This is a genomic window from Pseudomonas sp. NPDC087336 (genome assembly GCF_044744285.1).
Lineage (GTDB): Bacteria > Pseudomonadota > Gammaproteobacteria > Pseudomonadales > Pseudomonadaceae > Aquipseudomonas.
This window is the reverse complement of record NZ_JBIUYA010000001.1, coordinates 338260-357114: the sequence shown is the minus strand read 5'-3', so window position 1 is coordinate 357114 and position 18855 is coordinate 338260. Positions and strand designations below refer to the sequence as shown.

Below are 18855 nucleotides of genomic sequence, written 5' to 3'. Positions count from 1 at the left end.
AAGAGACCCTCAAGTCTTGCAATGATCTTGAGGCCGCCTTCGCTGGCAAGCCGGCTCCTAGAGGGGACGGCGGTGGTCGTGAGACCACCGCACGGTGCTTAGTCTTCCAGCAGCTCTTCAGCCTGACCCAGGATGTTTTCCAGGGTGAAGCCGAACTCTTCGAACAAGGCAGGCGCAGGCGCCGACTCGCCGTAGGTGGTCATGCCGATCACGCGACCTTCCAGGCCGACGTACTTGTACCAGTAGTCGGCGATGGAAGCTTCGATGGCGATACGGGCGCTGACCTGCAACGGCAAGACCGATTGCTTGTAACCAGCATCCTGGGCGTCGAACACGCTGGTGCAAGGCATGGAAACCACACGCACCTTGCGGCCCTGCTCGGTCAGCTTGTCGTAAGCCTGAACGGCCAGGCCGACTTCCGAACCGGTGGCGATCAGGATCAGTTCAGGCTCGCCGGCGCAGTCCTTCAGCACGTAACCGCCACGGTTGATGTCGGCGATCTGCAGGGCATTGCGGGTCTGGTGCTGCAGGTTCTGACGCGAGAAGATCAGGGCCGAAGGACCGTCTTTACGCTCCAGCGCGTACTTCCAGGACACCGCCGATTCAACGGCATCGGCCGGACGCCAGGTGTCGAGGTTCGGCGTGCAGCGCAGGCTGGCCAGTTGCTCGATTGGCTGGTGAGTCGGACCGTCTTCGCCCAGACCGATGGAGTCGTGGGTGTAGACGTGGATCACGCGCTGCTTCATCAGGGCCGACATGCGCACCGCGTTGCGCGCATATTCCATGAACATCAGGAAGGTTGCGCCGTAAGGCACCAGGCCGCCGTGCAGGGCAACGCCGTTCATGATCGCGGTCATGCCAAATTCGCGCACGCCGTAGTACATGTAGTTGCCGCTGGCGTCTTCGGCGGTGACGCCTTTGCAACCTTTCCACAGGGTCAGGTTGGAACCGGCCAGGTCAGCCGAGCCGCCGAGGAACTCAGGCAGCAGCGGGCCGAACGCGTTCAGGGCGTTCTGGCTGGCTTTACGGCTGGCGATGGTCTCGCCCTTGGCAGCCACTTCGGCGATGTAGGCATCGGCCTTTTCGCTGAAGTCGGCCGGCAGTTCGCCGCTCAGACGACGGATCAGTTCGTTGGCTTCGGTCGGGAACGCCGCGGAGTAAGCCGCGAAACGCTGGTCCCACTCGGCTTCGACCGCACGGCCGGCTTCCTTGGCATCCCACTCGGCATAAATGTCGGCCGGGATTTCGAACGGGCCGTGGTTCCATTTCAGCGCCGCACGGGTCAGGGCGATTTCCGCGTCACCCAGTGGGGCGCCGTGGCAGTCTTCCTTGCCTTGCTTGTTCGGCGAACCGAAGCCGATGGTGGTCTTGCAGCAGATCAGGGTCGGTTGCGGGCTTTTGCGCGCCGTCTCGATCGCGATCTTGATTTCTTCCGGGTCATGACCGTCGACATTGCGGATCACTTGCCAGTTGTACGATTCGAAACGCTTTGGCGTGTCATCGGTGAACCAGCCTTCGACTTCGCCATCGATGGAGATGCCGTTGTCATCGTAGAAGGCGATCAGTTTGCCCAGGCCCAGGGTACCGGCCAGGGAGCTGACTTCGTGGGAGATGCCTTCCATCATGCAGCCATCACCCAGGAACACGTAGGTGTGGTGGTCGACGATGTTGTGGCCAGGACGGTTGAACTGTGCCGCCATGACTTTTTCAGCCAGGGCAAAGCCCACGGCATTGGCCAGGCCCTGGCCCAGCGGACCGGTGGTGGTCTCGACGCCCGGGGTGTAGCCGAATTCCGGGTGACCCGGGGTGCGGCTGTGCAGTTGGCGGAACTGCTTCAGGTCTTCGATCGACAGATCGTAGCCGGTCAGGTGCAGCAACGAGTAGATCAACATCGAGCCGTGACCATTGGACAGCACGAAGCGGTCACGGTCGGCGAACGATGGATTGCTCGGGTTGTGCTTGAGGTAGTCGCGCCAAAGCACCTCGGCGATATCCGCCATACCCATCGGGGCACCGGGATGGCCGCTGTTGGCTTTTTGCACGGCATCCATGCTGAGGGCACGAATGGCGTTGGCACGCTCACGACGGCTAGGCATCGCTGTTCTCCTGCGGGTTCTGAATCGAGAGTGAATAAAAAATGAAACGGAAAAAAGGCGAGCATTTTCCCTCACCGGGACGCCTCGGGGCAATGACAGAAAGTCATCTGGAGGCGTTTTTCCAACGCTTGACGACGGATTAGGCGGGTGAAACCTTTCCGCTATCGGTTTGTAGAGTTAACCAGCTCGTGAGAAGTGCCATCTATCGATCAATATCAAAACTTTTTGATATTGATCTTGCGATGCTTCCGGCGCGTGACTAGACTGCCGCCCTATGAATTTACGCGCGCCCTCCATTCGCCCAGACGATTGTGATGAGCTGGCGGCCTTGTGCAAGGCCGGCGGCGATCCCTTGCGCCTGAATGTCTTGCGCGCACTGACCAACGATTCGTTCGGCGTACTGGAACTGGCGCAGATCTTCGGCATCGGCCAATCGGGCATGAGCCATCACCTCAAGGTGCTGGCCCAAGCCGATCTGGTCGCTACTCGCCGTGAAGGCAACGCGATTTTCTACCGTCGCGCCCTGCCCCACACCGAGTTACCAGGGGGCAAACTGCACGCGGCCTTGCTCGAAGAAGTGGACAACCTGACCTTGCCTGCCGACGTGCAGATGCGGATCAACCAGGTTCACAAGCAACGCGAGGCGGCCAGCCAGGACTTTTTCTCACGGGTTGCCGAGAAATTTCGCGCCCAGCAAGACTTGATCGCCGGCCTGCCACAGTACCGCGAAAGCGTGGTGGCCCTGCTCGACAAGCTGAGCTTCGGCAGCGCTGCCACCGCGATCGAAGTCGGCCCAGGCGACGGTGCATTCCTGCCGGAACTGGCGCGCCGTTTCACTCAGGTCACGGCACTGGACAATAGCCAGGCGATGCTCGAGCTGGCTCGCCAGGTATGCGAACGCGATTCGCTGACTAACGTTAGCCTGCAACTGGCCGATGCCCTGAACGGTGTCAGCCTCAAGGCCGATTGCGTTGTACTGAACATGGTATTGCATCACTTTGCCGCGCCGGCCGATGCGCTCAAGCACATGGCCAATTTGCTGCAACCAGGCGGCAGCCTGCTGGTGACAGAATTATGTAGCCACAACCAGAGTTGGGCCAAGGAGGCCTGCGGTGATCTCTGGCTGGGGTTTGAACAGGACGATCTGGCCCGTTGGGCAACCGCTGCGGGGCTCGCCCCCGGAGAAAGCCTCTATGTAGGCTTACGTAATGGTTTCCAGATTCAGGTCCGCCATTTTCAGCGGTCGGCTGGCGACACTCACCATCGGTAATTTCAGGAAAACATCGAGATGAGCGAATACTCCCTTTTCACCTCCGAGTCCGTGTCTGAAGGGCATCCGGACAAAATCGCCGACCAGATTTCTGATGCGGTGCTGGACGCCATCATCGCTGAAGACAAGTTCGCCCGCGTGGCGTGCGAGACCCTGGTGAAAACCGGTGTGGCGATCATCGCTGGCGAAGTCACCACCTCGGCCTGGGTTGACCTGGAGCAGATCGTTCGTGATGTCATCACCAACATCGGCTACAACAGCTCCAACGTCGGCTTCGACGGCGCGACCTGCGGCGTGATGAACATCATCGGCAAGCAGTCCCCTGACATCAACCAGGGTGTCGACCGTGCCAAACCTGAAGATCAGGGCGCCGGCGACCAGGGCCTGATGTTCGGCTACGCCAGCAACGAAACCGACGTGCTGATGCCTGCACCGATCACGTTCTCGCACCAGCTTGTGCAAAGGCAAGCCGAAGCCCGTAAATCCGGCCTGCTGCCCTGGCTGCGTCCGGACGCCAAGTCGCAAGTGACCTGCCGCTACGAAAACGGCAAGGTTGTCGGCATCGACGCGGTTGTCCTGTCGACCCAGCACAACCCGGAAGTGTCGTACACCGACCTGCGCGAAGGCGTGATGGAGCTGATCGTCAAGCACGTGCTGCCGGCCGAACTGCTGTCCAAGGACACTCAGTTCCACATCAACCCGACCGGCCAGTTCATCATCGGTGGCCCGGTGGGCGACTGTGGCCTGACCGGCCGCAAGATCATCGTCGATAGCTACGGCGGCATGGCCCGCCACGGTGGTGGTGCGTTCTCCGGTAAGGATCCATCCAAGGTTGACCGCTCGGCTGCCTATGCCGGTCGTTACGTGGCCAAGAACATCGTTGCCGCCGGCCTGGCCGAGCGCTGCGAGATTCAGGTGTCCTACGCCATCGGCGTTGCTCAACCGACTTCGATCTCGTTGAACACCTTCGGCACCGGCAAAATCAGCGACGACAAGATCGTCAAGCTGGTGCGCGAAGTGTTCGACCTGCGTCCTTACGCAATCACCACCATGCTTGACCTGCTGCACCCGATGTACCAGGAAACCGCTGCCTACGGCCACTTCGGCCGTACCCCGGCCACCAAGACGGTTGGCGACGACACCTTCACCACCTTCACCTGGGAAAAAACCGACCGCGCCGACGACCTGCGCACCGCGGCCGGCCTGTAAGACTTCCCGGCGTTACCTCAAGCCCCGCACGGTTCGCCGTGCGGGGCTTTTTAATGGGTGGAAACAATCCGAAAAACAGCATCAAGCCCATCAGCCCGCCGCTGACTAACCTTCAGGCACCTCCATCGAGCAAGGAAGCTCACGATGCCACCCCGCCTGCTGACCGGCTTACTCCTGACCTGCCTGTGCCTGGGCACTGCTGCTGGCGAATGCCCTGCCTGGCCGCCCGCGCGTGCCGCGCAAGAACTCGCCGCACTGCAAAAACAAATCGACCACTGGGATGACAGCTATCACCGTGAAGGCCGTTCGCTGATCGCCGACGAACTCTACGATCAATCCTTCGCACGACTGACCCAATGGCGCCAATGCTTCAGTCCCGGCTTGGCCACCGATCCATTGCGCACCGCGAGCGGCCCGCTGGCCCATCCGGTGCCGCATACCGGCCTGGAAAAACTGCCTGACGGCGGCGCCGTCGAACACTGGCTGCGTGATCGCGAGCAGGTCTGGGCACAGCCCAAGGTCGACGGTGTGGCGGTGACCTTGGTCTACCGCGAGGGCCTGCTGACTCGAGCTATCAGTCGCGGCGATGGTGTGCATGGCCAGGACTGGACAGCCTCGGCCCGCCAGATCGGCGCCATTCCTCAACGCCTGCCCGAGCCACGGGACCTGGTGGTGCAGGGCGAGCTCTACTGGCGCCTGACTGACCACGTGCAAGCCATCGCCGGCAGCCTGAACGCCCGTGGCACGGTAGCCGGCTTGATGGCCCGCAAGACGTTGAGCGTCGAGCAGGCCGAGGGGATCGGCCTGTTTGCCTGGGAATGGCCCCACGGTCCGACGAGCTTGCCGGCCCGTATCGCGGAGCTTGAAAAATTGGGTTTTTCCGACACCGCACAGTACACCCAGGCCATCAGTTCAATGGCCGAGGTCGAGCGCTGGCGTGATCACTGGTATCGCTCGCCCCTGCCGTTTGCCAGCGACGGGATTGTCCTGCGCCAGGAGCAGCGCCCGCCCGCCGAGCGCTGGCAGGCAAAAGCGCCGTACTGGATCGTTGCCTGGAAGTATCCCTTCGCCCAGGCACTGGCCGAAGTGCGAAAGGTTCATTTCAAGATCGGCCGCACAGGACGGATCACCCCCGTGCTGGAGTTGACCCCGGTGACCCTTGATGACCAACAGGTCAAGCGCGTCAGCGTGAGCTCCCTGCAACGTTGGCAAACACTGGATATTCGACCGGGCGACCAGGTCGCCATCAGCCTGGCCGGCTTGACCATTCCCAGGCTCGATGGCGTCGTGCTGCGCAGTACCGAACGCCCTGAACTGAATGTACCGCTGGCAGCCGACTTTCATCCATTGAGCTGCTGGCAGCCGACCCCAGGGTGCGAAAGCCAGTTTCTCGCGCGCCTGACCTGGCTCAGTGGCAAGCACGGATTGAGCCTGCCCCATGTTGGCCCCGGCACATGGGAAAAACTTCTTGAAACAGGTCGCCTGAACAGCCTGTTGGATTGGTTGACCCTCGATGCCCAAGAGCTTGCTAACATTGACGGTTTAGGCGAGCTCAGCGCTGCCCGGCTGGCCAATAGTTTCAACGGTGCCCGGCAACGCCCGTTCGCCCGATGGCTAAAAGCCCTGGGCATGCCGCCGACCGGTCAGGCACACCTCGGCGATTCATGGCGGGAGCTGGCACAACGAGACATCGAGCAATGGCAGGCCCAGCCCGGCATCGGACCAGGCCGCGCAGCGCAATTGAGTGCATTTTTTCGCGATCCCCAGGTCCTGGCCCTGAGTGAAACACTGCGCCGGGCTGCCATGGACGGTTTTTAGTTTTAGCCCCGGTGATGCCCTTGTGCCCGGGAACCCCGAAGTCCCGATGGGCTCAAACATGCCATCGCTGCATCGACACGAATGCTTTTTCACCTGGAGCTTTTATGAAATTTCTTCCATCGCTGGCCCTGTTGACCCTTTGCAGCGTTATGGCCACTCCATTGATGGCTGTCGAAGAGGCCCCGGGCCTGACCGGCTGCGCCGCCAAGAAGCAAGGCATCATCAATCAGATCGAACTGGCCAAATCCCGCGGCAATGCCGAACAGCAGGCCGGCCTGGAGAAAGCCTTGAGCGAAGTCAGCGCCAATTGCACTGATGCCTCGCTGAAGAAAGAACGGGAAAACAAGGTGCTCGACGCCAAGCACGAAGTCAGCAAGCGTCAGGCCGACCTCGATAAAGCCATGAAACAAGGCGACCCCGAGAAGATCAACAAGCGCAAGGACAAACTCGCCGAGTCCCGCAAGGAATTGCAGGAAGCGGTGGATGAGCTGGACAGGTAGGAACTGGCTTGCCAGCGAAGCTCTTGGCGGCCTCAAGCCCTCCTAAAGGTCAATGATCCCGAAATTCCTTATGGCACGCACTGCAGGCATCTTCGACCTTCTGTACCGCAGGCCCCAGGTTACTGGCCTTGTAGGGCTGGACCTGGCTGGCAATCACCAGCTCGCCGGTGGCGGCTTCAAGGCTGCGAGCCATTTGCTCGAAGCGTGCCTGCTTCTCCCAGACGTCACTTTTGGCGCTGGTGTTGTCTTCTTCGCGCACCTGCGGAAAATGTTTCCACGGCTCACGGGACAGCGCATCGAGTTTCACCGCGCCGTCAGCGAATTTGGGGCCATCGAACGCAATACGGCCACGCAACATGCCGCCCAGGTCTTCACCGGTCTTGAGCATCTGTTTGAAAATGGCCTTGCGCTGACCGAGGGGCGAGTTGGGGTCGACACCGCCACAAGCGCACAGCGCCAGGCAGGCCAGCAATACAACAGAAAGTCTTTTAAGAGTCATGGTGGCTTCAGGTCACGGAAAACGTCGGCCAGTATCCTCGCGTCCACCGGCAAACACCAATACCCCTATCATCAATACGGGTTGCATGAGCGCACATGACACTCAGGCAACCGGCAAAGGAATTACCCATGAACAGCCGTTTCAAGGCCTGGTGTCACCCCCTGGCCTGGACGCTTCCGATAGTAGCCGTGCTCGCGGGCTGCACCGGCGGCGAAGACAAGCAACCGAAGACCCACGCACTGGCCACCTACTCCAGCGCCACCTGGGAAGCGCTGCCGGCGGTTTCCGACAATGACCTCGTGGCCGGTTTCGGCTCCTGGCGCAGCGCCTGCACCCGACTCAAGGCCGATCCGGTCTGGGGCGGCACCTGCGCAGCGGCGGCCAACGTGCCGCAGAGCGCCAGCGACATCCGCGGTTTTCTCAAGCAGAACCTGGATGTCTACGGCCTGCGCGCCGCCAACGACAATCCCAACGGATTGATCACTGGCTACTACGAACCGGTCTACCCCGGTAGCCTGACCCAAACCGCAACGGCGAACATCCCGGTGTATGGCGTGCCCGAAGACATGATCATTGTCTCGCTGGACAGCATCTACCCGGAACTCAAGGGAAAACGCCTGCGCGGCCGACTTGAAGGCCGCGTGCTCAAGCCTTACGACGATGCTGCAACCATCGGCAGCAAAGGGGCCAATGCGCCGGTCGTGGCCTGGTTGACCGATCCGATGAACCTGCAGTTCCTGCAAATCCAGGGCTCGGGTCGGATCCAGCTCGACAGCGGTCGCCAGCTGCGAATCGCCTATGCCGACCAGAACGGTCACCCCTACCGACCAATCGGGCGTTGGTTGGTGGAGCAAGGCGAGTTGAATAAAGAAGACGTGACCATGGGGGCGATCAGCAGCTGGGCCAAGGCCAATCCTTCGCGCATTCCAGAACTGCTCGGCAGCAACCCGAGCTATGTGTTTTTCACCCGGAACCCCGATAGCAACGAAGGGCCGCGCGGCTCGCTGAACGTGCCGTTGACGGCCGGTTACAGTGCGGCGGTGGATCGCAAGGTGATTCCGCTGGGCAGCCTATTGTGGCTGTCCACCACCAAGCCGGACGGCACCGCACTGGTACGCCCGGTGGCTGCCCAGGACACCGGCGGTGCAATTGCCGGCAAGGTTCGTGCAGATCTGTTCTGGGGTACTGGCGATGCAGCCGGGCAACTGGCTGGCGACATGAAACAGCAAGGGCAGATCTGGATGTTATGGCCCAAAGGCGCGGCGCTGCCACAAGTGCCGCAGGTGGCGGACAAGCTTTAAAGCAAAAAGATCGCAGCCTGCACACGCCCATGCAGGAGCTGCCGCAGGCTGCGATCTTTTGATCTTGCCTTTAAACCGAAACGACAAAGAAACTGATGATCAAGCCCATTCCCACAAACCACACCAACGACCGCAAGGTCGCCCAGTCCGCCAGATAGAAAATGATGTAGAGAAGTCGACTGGTGATGAACAACACCGACAGCACATTGAGCGTCACCAGCTCCGCATTGCCGACCAGGTGCGCCACGATCACTGCTGCCGCGAACGCCGGGGTCACTTCGAAGCTGTTCAGTTGCGCCGCATGTGCCCGCTTGCCCAAGCCCTCCAGGGAATCGAGGAATCCCCGGGGATCATGATTGTGTCTCAAACCGTAGCCGCCGCTGATCTTGGCTACCGCTATACACACATACGGCAGGATGATCGCGATTAAAATGCACCACAGAGCAACATTCATTAAGCAGTCCCTTTCTCAGTTCAGACCCGTCAAAATTTCATTACCAGCATGCCGACCAGGACCAGCCCGCAGGCCAGGAGCCTTGGCCCGCCGAAAGGCTCTTTCAGGTAACGCATGCCGAACAGCACCACCAGAATCACGCTGATCTCGCGCAAGGCCGCCGCTTCGGCAATCGAGCCCAGCTGCATGGCCCAAAGCACCAGAGCGTAGCTGAACAACACGCAGAACCCGACCGCCAGCCCCAATCGCCACTGCTCACGCCAGAACAGTTTGAACGCCGGCCGCTTGCCCACCCAGGCCAGCAACGGAAACGGCCAGGCACTGAGCAACGTCACCCAAACCAGGTAATCCAGTGGATGCGACCAGCGCCGCAAGGCCTGGCCGTCGATGAAGGTGTAGCAACCAATGCACAAACCGATCAACGCGACCACAGGAAGCATCGACCACGGCAAACGCGCACCGCCTCCCCCCTGCCAGAGCAGGCAAAGCATGCCGAGCGGAATCAGCAGGATTCCGAAGATCTGTTGGTGGGTCAGCACTTCCCCGGCAAACACCAGGGTCAGCGCCAGCACCACCAGCGGCGACAACCCACGCATCAGCGGATAGACCAGCCCAAGGTCACCGACCCGATAGGCCTGGATCAGCAAATAACGGTAGAGCAATTCGAACGCCGCCGAGGCGAGAATCCACGGCCAGATGTCCAGTGGCGGCAGCTCCACGAATGGCAACATAAGCGCGACGAAGAGCATTGCCACGCTGTCCATGCAGGCCACTACCAGCAAACGCTCGGCACTGAACTTGATCAGGGTATTCCACGCTGCATGCAGCAACGCCGCCACCAACACCAACGCCGTCGCAAGCACGGCCTACTCCTTTTGTTGTCCCCGCACTCCCCTGTAGGAGCGAGGCTTGCCCGCGAACCAGGCACCGCGGTGTACCTGCTGTACCGCGTTATCATTCTTCGCGGGCAAGCCTGGCTCCTACAAGAACCGGGCAGATAATTGATTCGCCATATGTCAGCAGCTGTTTATACTGCAACCGACCACGCCGCACTCAGTTGCGCACAGACTAATTCCAATAACAATGCCCTTGGCCGTTCTCATCGAGATCGGCCTTTGGCATGCGTATGCCTGATCAGAGCGTCAAGACTACCGACAGAGACCATGCGCATGCCACTCGCCTTGCTTGCCCTTGCTGTTGCCGCGTTCGGCATCGGCACCACTGAATTCGTCATCATGGGCTTGTTGCCCGATGTTGCCCGCGACCTCACGGTCAGCATTCCCCACGCCGGATTGCTGATCACCGGCTATGCCCTGGGCGTGGTGTTCGGTGCGCCGATCCTCGCGGTCGGCACCGCCAACATGCCGCGCAAAGCAACACTGCTGGGCATGACGCTGATGTTCATCCTCGGCAACATGCTTTGCGCACTGGCGCCGAACTACGCCACGCTGATGGCGGCGCGTGTGGTGACTGCGCTATGCCACGGCGCGTTCTTCGGCATCGGTTCGGTGGTTGCCGCCGGCCTTGTGGCGCCGAACAAACGAGCCCAGGCGATTGCCATGATGTTCACCGGCCTGACCCTGGCCAACGTGCTTGGCGTGCCATTGGGCACCGCACTGGGGCAGTACGCCGGCTGGCGCTCAACGTTCTGGGCGGTATCGGTGATCGGTGTGATCGCTGCCATTGCGCAATGGGTCTGGCTGCCTAAGAACATCGTGATGGATAAAGCCAACCTGGCGAGCGAGTTCAAGGTGCTTGGCAAGGCCAACGTGCTGATGGCACTGGGCATGAGCGTATTGGCTTCGACCAGCCTGTTCAGCGTATTCACCTACATCGCGCCGATCCTGCAGGACATCACCGGTGTCAGCCCCCATGGCGTAACCATCATGCTGTTATTGTTCGGCGTAGGTTTGACTGCTGGCAGCATGCTCGGTGGGCGATTGGCCGACAGCCGCTTGCTGCCTTCACTGGTCGGCATGGCGCTGGCCGTTGCGGTGGTCCTGGCCGCGTTCAGCCAGACCAGTCACTCGGTGATTCCCGCGGCGATCACCCTGGTGTTGTGGGGCATTTTCGCCTTCGCCCTATGCCCGATCCTGCAACTGCTGATCATCGACCAGGCTCATGAAGCGCCCAACCTGGGTTCGACGCTGAACCAGAGCGCATTCAATCTCGGTAATGCAGCAGGTGCCTGGATCGGCGGGCTGGTGGTCGCCAGCGGGGCCGACCTGGCGGACTTGCCGTGGACCGGCGCATTGGTCAGTGGCTTGACCGTACTGGCCGCGCTGTATTTTATCCACCTGCAACGGCGCAGTGCCGCTGCGGTGAATGTGCCGGGCTGATTACTTTTTGATCGCCTGCGGATCGGGCTCTTCAGCCTGATCCGCTGCGCTTTTCGGTGGTCCGCTCTCGCTGCGAATCTGCGCATGGCTGATCAACGCGAAGATAAAGCTGCCACCCACGATGTTCCCCACCAGCGTGGGACCGGCGAACACCAGCCAGAAATCCTTCCACGGCAATTGCCCGGCAAACACCAGGTATGAGACCTCCAGCGAACCGACCACGATGTGCGTGAAATCCCCCAGCGCCATGAGGTAGGTGATGAGGATGATGATCCACATCTTGGCGCTCTCCATGGACGGGATCATCCAGACCATGGTGGCGATCATCCAGCCCGAGACGATGCCCTTGGCGAACATCTGGCTGGCGTCGTTCTCCATGACCTTGCGGCCGATGTCGAGGAAGGCCACGTCGGTCTTGCTGTCGAAAATCGGCAGCTCCAGCATGACGTAAGCCACCAGTATCGTGCCGCAGAGGTTACCCACCAGCACCACTCCCCACAGCCGCAGCAAACGGCCGAAGTTCCCCAGCGTAGGCTTGCTCATGATCGGCAGCACGGCGGTCAGGGTGTTTTCGGTGAACAGTTGCTGGCGGGCAAGAATCACCGCGAGGAAACCGGCGCAATAACCGAAACTGGCAATCACCTTGAAACCTTCGCCGTCCGGCAGGCGGGAGTTGAGCAAGCCCATGCCCATCAATGACAGGCCCATGGTCAGGCCGGCGGCCAACGCCGACCACCACAGCGCGGCAACGCTACGTTCCAGTTCCTGATCGCCCTGGGTGCGGATGATTTCATGCAGCACTGCCGCGCGCGGTGGCTGGTTCTTTTCGACTTCGTGCTGCTCTTTTGCCGAGAGGTCGGGGGTCTTGCCGTCTTTTTTAGTGTCCATGGGACTCCTCAACCGCTGGCGTGCGATGTAGTTACGACCCCTGCGGCTCAGCTTACGTTCTTACACGCCGAACATTATTCGACGGCGCCTTCATCCTTGAACTGGTCCTTGACGTATTTGATCTCGGTCCGCCCGTGTGGCGCAGGCAAGCCGTCTTCACCCAGGTTGACGAAAACAATCTTCTCCACCGTCAGGATGCTTTTGCGGGTGATCTTGTTACGCACTTCGCACGTGAGGGTGATGGAGGTGCGACCGAACTCGGTGGCAGTGATACCCAGCTCGATGATGTCGCCCTGGCGCGAGGCGCTGACGAAGTTGATCTCGGAAATGTACTTGGTGACCACGCGCTGATTGCCCAGCTGGACGATGGCGTAGATCGCCGCTTCTTCGTCGAGCCAGCGCAGCAGGCTGCCGCCGAACAGTGTTCCATTGGGGTTGAGGTCTTCGGGCTTGACCCATTTGCGGGTGTGGAAATTCATATGCACTCCTGAGCGTCTTGCCGAATGATGGACGGTATCTTGGCAGACCCCGGGCCAGAGCTCTATTCGGCATCATCTATAGCCACCATTACCGTTCGCACATTGACCGACAGAAACCCTTTGGAAGATCAGCATAGCCCGCTATAATCGGCCCCGTTTCAAAACGGTAATCCTCACTTGCTACCGTTTTCCCGCCACCTGTCCGAGGGGCGCTGCAGCAGGCTAGGCCTGTCAGGCTCGGATGGGGCGTTGCTTGGTCATTACCGACCAGACACTAAACGCACAACGGCGCCCATTCGCATACATTACGAATGGAGGCTCTTCATGAGCGCTGTTATCACGCCTGCAGATTTTAACGATTACAAAGTCGCCGACATGTCCCTGGCTGCCTGGGGCCGTCGCGAAACCATCATCGCCGAATCGGAAATGCCGGCCCTGATGGGTCTGCGCCGCAAGTACTCCGAAGAGCAACCGCTCAAGGGCGCGAAGATCCTCGGCTGCATCCACATGACCATTCAGACCGCCGTGCTGATCGAAACCCTGGTTGCCCTGGGTGCCGAAGTACGCTGGTCGTCCTGCAACATTTTCTCGACTCAAGACCAGGCTGCTGCGTCCATCGCCGCTGCCGGCATTCCGGTTTTCGCCTGGAAAGGCGAAACCGAGCAAGAGTACGAGTGGTGCCTGGAGCAGACCATCCTCAAGGATGGCCAGCCATGGGACGCCAACATGATCCTCGACGACGGCGGCGACCTGACCGAACTGCTGCACAAGAAGTACCCTCAGGTACTGGATCGCGTTCACGGCGTGACCGAAGAAACCACCACCGGCGTGCACCGCCTGCTGGACATGCTGGCCAAGGGTGAGCTGAAAATCCCGGCCATCAACGTCAACGACTCGGTGACCAAGAGCAAGAACGACAACAAGTACGGCTGCCGTCACAGCCTGAACGATGCGATCAAGCGCGGTACCGACCACCTGCTGTCCGGCAAGCAAGCGCTGGTCATCGGTTACGGCGACGTGGGCAAGGGCTCGGCTCAGTCCCTGCGTCAGGAAGGCATGATCGTCAAAGTCTCCGAAGTCGACCCGATCTGCGCCATGCAAGCCTGCATGGACGGATTCGAACTGGTTTCGCCGTTCATCGACGGTATCAACACCGGTACCGAAGAAAGCATCGACAAGGCCCTGCTGGGCAAGATCGACCTGATCGTGACCACCACCGGTAACGTCAATGTTTGCGACGCGAACATGCTCAAGGCCCTGAAGAAGCGCGCTGTTGTCTGCAACATCGGCCACTTCGACAACGAAATCGACACCGCCTTCATGCGCAAGAACTGGGCATGGGAAGAAGTGAAGCCGCAGGTTCACAAGATCCACCGTACCGGCGCTGGCGATTTCGACCCGCAGAACGACGACTACCTGATCCTGCTGGCCGAAGGCCGCCTGGTTAACCTGGGCAACGCCACTGGCCACCCGAGCCGCATCATGGACGGTTCGTTCGCCAACCAGGTACTGGCTCAGATCTTCCTGTTCGGCCAGAAGTACGCCGACCTGTCGCCAGCCCAGAAAGCCGAACGCCTGACCGTTGAAGTGCTGCCGAAGAAACTCGACGAAGAAGTGGCCCTGGAAATGGTCCGCGGTTTCGGCGGCGTTGTGACTCAACTGACCAAGACCCAGGCCGACTACATCGGCGTGACCGTCGAAGGTCCGTTCAAGCCGCACGCTTACCGCTACTGATTCGCCGATCGGCGACGCGGTGTGCCTGGCGCACCGCGTTGACTGGTTCGCTGGCAAGCCAGCTCCTACAGAACAATCTGCTCCACCCTTTGTAGGAGCTGGCTTGCCAGCGAAGGCGTCGTAACGGACACACCGTTTGGCTTTCGAGTTTCCAAGGATATGACCATGTCCCAAGATCGTCGCTACAGCTTCGAGTTCTTCCCTACCAAGACCGACGCTGGGCATGAAAAGCTGCTCGCCACTGCCCGTCAGCTGGCCACGTACAACCCCGATTTCTTCTCCTGCACCTACGGTGCGGGTGGTTCGACCCGTGATCGCACGCTCAACACCGTGTTGCAGCTTGAGAGCGAAGTCAAAGTCCCGGCCGCACCGCACCTGTCGTGCGTCGGCGACAGCAAGGCGGACCTGCGCGGCCTGCTGAGCCAGTACAAGTCTGCCGGCATCCAGCGCATCGTCGCTTTGCGCGGTGACCTGCCTTCGGGCATGGGCATGGCCAGTGGTGAAATGCGCCACGCCAACGACCTGGTTGAATTCATCCGTGAAGAGACCGGCGACCATTTCCACATCGAAGTCGCCGCCTACCCGGAAATGCATCCGCAGGCGCGCAATTTCGAAGACGATCTCAACAACTTCGTGCGCAAAGCCAACGCTGGCGCCGACAGCGCGATCACCCAGTACTTCTTCAACGCCGACAGCTACTTCTACTTCGTCGAGCGTGTACGGGCCAAGGGCGTGAACATCCCGATCGTGCCGGGGATCATGCCGATCACCAACTACAGCAAGCTGGCACGCTTCTCCGATGCCTGCGGTGCGGAAATCCCGCGCTGGATCCGCAAGCAGCTGGAAGCCTACGGTGACGATACCCAGAGCATTCAGCGCTTCGGCGAGCAAGTCATCACCGAGATGTGCGAACGCCTGCTGCAGGGCGGCGCGCCAGGGCTGCACTTCTACACGCTGAACCAGGCTGAAGCGAGCCTGGCGGTGTGGAACAACCTGAAGTTGCCGCGTTAAACAAAGCAAGATCAAAAGATCGCAGCCTGCGGCAGCTCCTTGGGAAATGTTTAATTCCTATAGGAGCTGCCGCAGGCTGCGATCTTTTGCTTTCATGCACTTTTATTGTGCGGCAATCCACGGAGTTAGAGCATCTGCTGCCAGTTTCTGGCTCTTTCGCGTTTCTCGTCGTAATCTCAAGCCCATGCCTTTGATCACGCAGTTCGTCGCCCTGCTTGTTTTTACTTGCCTTAGCTTTGCCGCTAGGGGCGAGAAGCTGCGCATTGTCACTGAACCCTGGGCACCTTACGTGTACGAGGAGAACGGCAAGGCACAGGGACTGGACTACGAAACCACCGCCATCGTCTTCAAGCGCCTGGGCATCGAAGTGGAATGGCAATTTCTGCCATGGAAACGCTGCCTGTCGATGCTCGAAACCGGTCAAGCCGATGGCGCGCTGGACATTTTCCATAGCGATGAGCGCGACGCGACCCTGCTCTACCCCAGCGAACCGCTGTCGGACGTCCAGTTCGTGATGTTCTACGCCAACGCCAGGCCCCATCCGTTTCGCACCCTCGACGAACTGCGCGGCCTGACCATCGGCATCTCTCCTGGCTACCTGTATAGCCAGGACTTCAGGAACTCGACCCTGTTCACCCGGGAGCCGGCACCGAGCCATGAGGCGAACTTCGGCAAACTGGTGCGCGGGCGGATCGACCTGCTGATCACCGACCGCCGGGTGGGCCAGCACTTGCTCGACGAACTGAATATCCGTAACCAGATCACCGAAAACCCAATAGTCATCAGTCAGCAGAGCCAGTTCCTGGCGGTGCGACGCAATGCCGGCATGGACTTGCTGGTGCAGCGCTTCGGCGCTGAACTCAAACGTTTCAAGCGCGAACCCGCCTACGCCGAGCTCAGCGCGCGATATGGCGCCGCCCCGGCCGATACCCCCAACGCCGGACGGACCACGGCCAACACGGAAAAAACCGTTGAGCAGCAGGAAAGCGGCGCGCAGTGATTGCTCTGTTATACTCCGGCCTTCCCGCCAGGCTCACGCCCGGACGCTCGGAACCGTTCAAGGCATCTCGACCCTGCTACAGCGCAGCTTTTCAGCCCGCGCGAGCGCTCCAGACGAGCCTTCGTGACCGAAGCAGGACCGGACGGGATTGCGTTCCTCATAAACGCCATTCGCGCCAGGCAAGACTCCCATTGGGCCAAGCCCTAACTTAAAACAGGATTACTCATGTCCTTTGCTTCCCTCGGTCTCTCCGAGGCTTTAGTCCGCGCCATCGAGGCAGCGGGCTATACCGAGCCTACTCCGGTGCAACAGCGGGCCATTCCCGCCGTGTTGCAAGGTCGCGACCTGATGGTCGCGGCACAGACAGGTACTGGTAAAACCGGCGGTTTCGCCCTTCCGATCCTGGAGCGGTTGTTCCCCAACGGTCACCCGGACAAATCCCAGCGTCACGGCCCGCGTCAACCGCGCGTACTGGTCCTGACCCCTACTCGCGAACTCGCGGCGCAAGTGCACGAAAGTTTCAAGGTCTATGCCCGTGACCTGAAATTCGTAAGCGCCTGCATTTTCGGCGGCGTCGGCATGAACCCGCAGGTCCAGGCCATGTCCCGTGGCGTAGACGTGCTGGTGGCCTGCCCTGGCCGCCTGCTCGACCTGGCCGGCCAAGGCAGCGTCGACCTGTCCCACGTGGAAATCCTCGTGCTGGACGAAGCCGACCGCATGCTCGACATGGGCTTCGTCCATGACGTGAAGAAAGTCCTCGCCCGTCTGCCGGCCAAGCGCCAGAACCTGCTGTTTTCGGCAACCTTCTCCAAGGACATCACCGACCTCGCCGGCAAGCTGCTGCACAACCCGGAACGCATCGAAGTCACGCCGCCGAACACCACGGTCGAGCGCATCGAACAGCGCGTGTTCCGCCTGCCGGCCAGCCACAAGCGTGCACTGCTGGCGCACCTGATCACCGCTGGCGCCTGGGAACAGGTCCTGGTGTTCACCCGCACCAAGCACGGCGCCAACCGCCTGGCCGAGTACCTGGACAAACACGGCCTGAGCGCCGTCGCGATCCACGGCAACAAGAGCCAGAACGCCCGCACCAAAGCCCTGGCCGACTTCAAGGCCGGTACCGTGCGCATCCTGGTTGCCACCGACATCGCCGCTCGCGGCCTGGACATCGACCAGTTGCCACACGTGGTCAACTTCGAACTGCCTAATGTCGATGAAGACTACGTGCACCGTATCGGCCGTACCGGTCGTGCCGGTCGTTCGGGCGAGGCGATCTCGCTGGTGGCCCCGGACGAAGAAAAACTGCTGAAAAGCATCGAACGCATGACCAAGCAGAAAATCGCCGACGGCGACCTGATGGGCTTCGATGCCAGCGCCGTGGAAGCCGAGAAACCCGAAGCACGCGAGCGTCCGGACATGCGTAACCCGCGCAATCCACGTGGCCCACGCGGCGACGGTCCGAATGGCAGCGGTGGTGGTGGCGGTCGCAAGGACAAAGGCAAGGACAAGGGCAAGGAAAAACCGGCAGGTGAGCGCGGTGAGCGTCCGGCCCGTCAGCAAAAGCCGCGCGAAGGCACCCCGGCCCGCGAACAGCGCCAGCCAAGCCAGCCGCCGCGTGCCGCGGCTGATCGCGCTCCGGATGAGTTCCTGGACGACGATATCGATAACTTCGGTAACCGCGTCGACTACGTTCCGCAGCAGAAACCGGCCCAGGGCCGCGGCCGTCGTCCGGGTGCTCCGGCACAAGGCACAGCCGCAGGCGCTCCACGTGGCGGCAAGCCGCAGGGCGGTCGCCAGAACGGTCCGCGCAACAGCGATGGCGCCAGCACCGGCACCCCGCCAGCCAAGCGCAGCGGCCCACGCAGCGGCGCGCCACGTGATGGCCAGGCCCGTCGCGAAGACTCCCGCAACCGCCGCCCGGCCCGTGACGAGCAATCGCGTTCGGAACCCGCCGTGCAGAACCCACGCGGTCCCGCGCCGAAGATCATGCACAAGGAGTCGAAGGCCGATCGCTTCCCGACACCTGAGCAGCTGGATCAACTGCCAAGCCGTCCTCGTGGTGAAAAACCGGCATTGCTGACCCGCAATCGCTGAGTTATCGCTGCAATAAAAAATGCCCCGCATCGAAAGGTCCGGGGCATTTTTTTGATCAGTACAAAACCCTGTGGGAGCGAGCTTGCTCGCGATGGCGGTGGATCAGTCACCTTCAATGTTGAATGTTTGACCGCTATCGCGAGCAAGCTCGCTCCCACAGGGT

The 18855-nt window shown here is 60.9% G+C and carries 16 protein-coding genes and 1 riboswitch; of the genes, 10 read left to right on the top strand and 6 right to left on the bottom strand.

Annotated features, from left to right (window positions below; genetic code table 11):
• Positions 1–98 precede the first annotated feature (98 nt).
• On the bottom strand, positions 99–2096 hold the full coding sequence (tkt, locus tag ACIO0C_RS01675) for a transketolase (RefSeq protein WP_401307009.1): 1998 nt from the start codon (positions 2094–2096) through the stop codon (positions 99–101).
• 274 nt (positions 2097–2370) lie between these two features.
• Between tkt and ACIO0C_RS01670 the strand changes: the two genes are divergently transcribed.
• The 4 genes from ACIO0C_RS01670 (at position 2371) to ACIO0C_RS01655 (ending at position 6893) form a co-directional block, all read left to right on the top strand.
• Positions 2371–3366: an ArsR/SmtB family transcription factor gene (locus tag ACIO0C_RS01670; RefSeq protein WP_401307006.1), complete on the top strand. Its 996-nt coding sequence runs from the start codon at positions 2371–2373 to the stop codon at positions 3364–3366.
• 18 nt (positions 3367–3384) lie between these two features.
• Positions 3385–4575 carry a methionine adenosyltransferase gene (gene metK / locus ACIO0C_RS01665; RefSeq protein WP_401307004.1) on the top strand — a complete coding sequence of 397 codons (1191 nt, stop codon included), beginning with the start codon at positions 3385–3387 and terminating at the stop codon, positions 4573–4575.
• A gap of 144 nt (positions 4576–4719) precedes the next feature.
• A complete protein-coding gene (gene ligB / locus ACIO0C_RS01660; RefSeq protein WP_401307002.1) occupies positions 4720–6393 on the top strand; it encodes an NAD-dependent DNA ligase LigB in 1674 nt (557 codons plus the stop codon).
• A 104-nt stretch (positions 6394–6497) separates the two neighbouring features.
• Positions 6498–6893: a DUF1090 domain-containing protein gene (locus tag ACIO0C_RS01655; RefSeq protein ID WP_401306999.1), complete on the top strand. Its 396-nt coding sequence runs from the start codon at positions 6498–6500 to the stop codon at positions 6891–6893.
• Between the two features lie 49 nt (positions 6894–6942).
• Here ACIO0C_RS01655 and ACIO0C_RS01650 read toward each other — a convergent pair whose 3' ends face one another.
• Positions 6943–7392 carry a c-type cytochrome gene (locus ACIO0C_RS01650; RefSeq protein WP_401306997.1) on the bottom strand — a complete coding sequence of 150 codons (450 nt, stop codon included), beginning with the start codon at positions 7390–7392 and terminating at the stop codon, positions 6943–6945.
• Positions 7393–7520: 128 nt separating this feature from the next.
• Between ACIO0C_RS01650 and ACIO0C_RS01645 the strand changes: the two genes are divergently transcribed.
• Positions 7521–8693 (top strand): murein transglycosylase A, encoded by a 1173-nt coding sequence (locus tag ACIO0C_RS01645; protein ID WP_401306994.1) that lies wholly within the window; start codon positions 7521–7523, stop codon positions 8691–8693.
• 70 nt (positions 8694–8763) lie between these two features.
• Here ACIO0C_RS01645 and ACIO0C_RS01640 read toward each other — a convergent pair whose 3' ends face one another.
• Positions 8764–9147 carry an MAPEG family protein gene (locus ACIO0C_RS01640; RefSeq protein ID WP_401306991.1) on the bottom strand — a complete coding sequence of 128 codons (384 nt, stop codon included), beginning with the start codon at positions 9145–9147 and terminating at the stop codon, positions 8764–8766.
• Positions 9148–9176: 29 nt separating this feature from the next.
• Positions 9177–10010, bottom strand: a complete 834-nt coding sequence (locus ACIO0C_RS01635) for an EamA family transporter (RefSeq protein ID WP_401306988.1) — start codon at positions 10008–10010, stop codon at positions 9177–9179.
• A gap of 306 nt (positions 10011–10316) precedes the next feature.
• Between ACIO0C_RS01635 and ACIO0C_RS01630 the strand changes: the two genes are divergently transcribed.
• A complete protein-coding gene (locus ACIO0C_RS01630) occupies positions 10317–11486 on the top strand; it encodes an MFS transporter (protein ID WP_401307335.1) in 1170 nt (389 codons plus the stop codon).
• On the opposite strand, the gene ACIO0C_RS01625 is transcribed toward ACIO0C_RS01630, so the two are convergent.
• Both ACIO0C_RS01625 and ACIO0C_RS01620 read right to left on the bottom strand, forming a co-directional pair.
• Positions 11487–12374, bottom strand: a complete 888-nt coding sequence (locus tag ACIO0C_RS01625) for a formate/nitrite transporter family protein (protein WP_401306986.1) — start codon at positions 12372–12374, stop codon at positions 11487–11489. It abuts the gene before it with no gap.
• Between the two features lie 74 nt (positions 12375–12448).
• Positions 12449–12853, bottom strand: a complete 405-nt coding sequence (locus ACIO0C_RS01620) for an acyl-CoA thioesterase (protein ID WP_020797418.1) — start codon at positions 12851–12853, stop codon at positions 12449–12451.
• Between the two features lie 198 nt (positions 12854–13051).
• Positions 13052–13154, top strand: a riboswitch (S-adenosyl-L-homocysteine riboswitch).
• 23 nt (positions 13155–13177) lie between these two features.
• Here ACIO0C_RS01620 and ahcY point away from each other — a divergent pair.
• From ahcY to ACIO0C_RS01600, 4 genes are all read left to right on the top strand, one after another.
• Positions 13178–14587: an adenosylhomocysteinase gene (ahcY, locus tag ACIO0C_RS01615; RefSeq protein ID WP_401306983.1), complete on the top strand. Its 1410-nt coding sequence runs from the start codon at positions 13178–13180 to the stop codon at positions 14585–14587.
• A gap of 165 nt (positions 14588–14752) precedes the next feature.
• Positions 14753–15598: a methylenetetrahydrofolate reductase [NAD(P)H] gene (gene metF, locus ACIO0C_RS01610; protein ID WP_401306980.1), complete on the top strand. Its 846-nt coding sequence runs from the start codon at positions 14753–14755 to the stop codon at positions 15596–15598.
• Positions 15599–15782: 184 nt separating this feature from the next.
• On the top strand, positions 15783–16598 hold the full coding sequence (locus ACIO0C_RS01605; RefSeq protein ID WP_401306977.1) for a substrate-binding periplasmic protein: 816 nt from the start codon (positions 15783–15785) through the stop codon (positions 16596–16598).
• A gap of 225 nt (positions 16599–16823) precedes the next feature.
• Positions 16824–18692, top strand: a complete 1869-nt coding sequence (locus ACIO0C_RS01600) for a DEAD/DEAH box helicase (protein ID WP_180202325.1) — start codon at positions 16824–16826, stop codon at positions 18690–18692.
• Positions 18693–18855 lie beyond the last annotated feature (163 nt).

What these genes read in the sequence shown, in the direction of transcription:
- tkt (WP_401307009.1), bottom strand. Translation starts at nt 2,096, where the DNA reads ATGCCTAGCCGTCGTGAGCGTGCCAACGCCATTCGTGCCCTCAGCATG.
- ACIO0C_RS01670 (WP_401307006.1), top strand. Translation starts at nt 2,371, where the DNA reads ATGAATTTACGCGCGCCCTCCATTCGCCCAGACGATTGTGATGAGCTG.
- metK (WP_401307004.1), top strand. Translation starts at nt 3,385, where the DNA reads ATGAGCGAATACTCCCTTTTCACCTCCGAGTCCGTGTCTGAAGGGCAT.
- ligB (WP_401307002.1), top strand. Translation starts at nt 4,720, where the DNA reads ATGCCACCCCGCCTGCTGACCGGCTTACTCCTGACCTGCCTGTGCCTG.
- ACIO0C_RS01655 (WP_401306999.1), top strand. Translation starts at nt 6,498, where the DNA reads ATGAAATTTCTTCCATCGCTGGCCCTGTTGACCCTTTGCAGCGTTATG.
- ACIO0C_RS01650 (WP_401306997.1), bottom strand. Translation starts at nt 7,392, where the DNA reads ATGACTCTTAAAAGACTTTCTGTTGTATTGCTGGCCTGCCTGGCGCTG.
- ACIO0C_RS01645 (WP_401306994.1), top strand. Translation starts at nt 7,521, where the DNA reads ATGAACAGCCGTTTCAAGGCCTGGTGTCACCCCCTGGCCTGGACGCTT.
- ACIO0C_RS01640 (WP_401306991.1), bottom strand. Translation starts at nt 9,147, where the DNA reads ATGAATGTTGCTCTGTGGTGCATTTTAATCGCGATCATCCTGCCGTAT.
- ACIO0C_RS01630 (WP_401307335.1), top strand. Translation starts at nt 10,317, where the DNA reads ATGCCACTCGCCTTGCTTGCCCTTGCTGTTGCCGCGTTCGGCATCGGC.
- ACIO0C_RS01625 (WP_401306986.1), bottom strand. Translation starts at nt 12,374, where the DNA reads ATGGACACTAAAAAAGACGGCAAGACCCCCGACCTCTCGGCAAAAGAG.
- ACIO0C_RS01620 (WP_020797418.1), bottom strand. Translation starts at nt 12,853, where the DNA reads ATGAATTTCCACACCCGCAAATGGGTCAAGCCCGAAGACCTCAACCCC.
- ahcY (WP_401306983.1), top strand. Translation starts at nt 13,178, where the DNA reads ATGAGCGCTGTTATCACGCCTGCAGATTTTAACGATTACAAAGTCGCC.
- metF (WP_401306980.1), top strand. Translation starts at nt 14,753, where the DNA reads ATGTCCCAAGATCGTCGCTACAGCTTCGAGTTCTTCCCTACCAAGACC.
- ACIO0C_RS01605 (WP_401306977.1), top strand. Translation starts at nt 15,783, where the DNA reads ATGCCTTTGATCACGCAGTTCGTCGCCCTGCTTGTTTTTACTTGCCTT.
- ACIO0C_RS01600 (WP_180202325.1), top strand. Translation starts at nt 16,824, where the DNA reads ATGTCCTTTGCTTCCCTCGGTCTCTCCGAGGCTTTAGTCCGCGCCATC.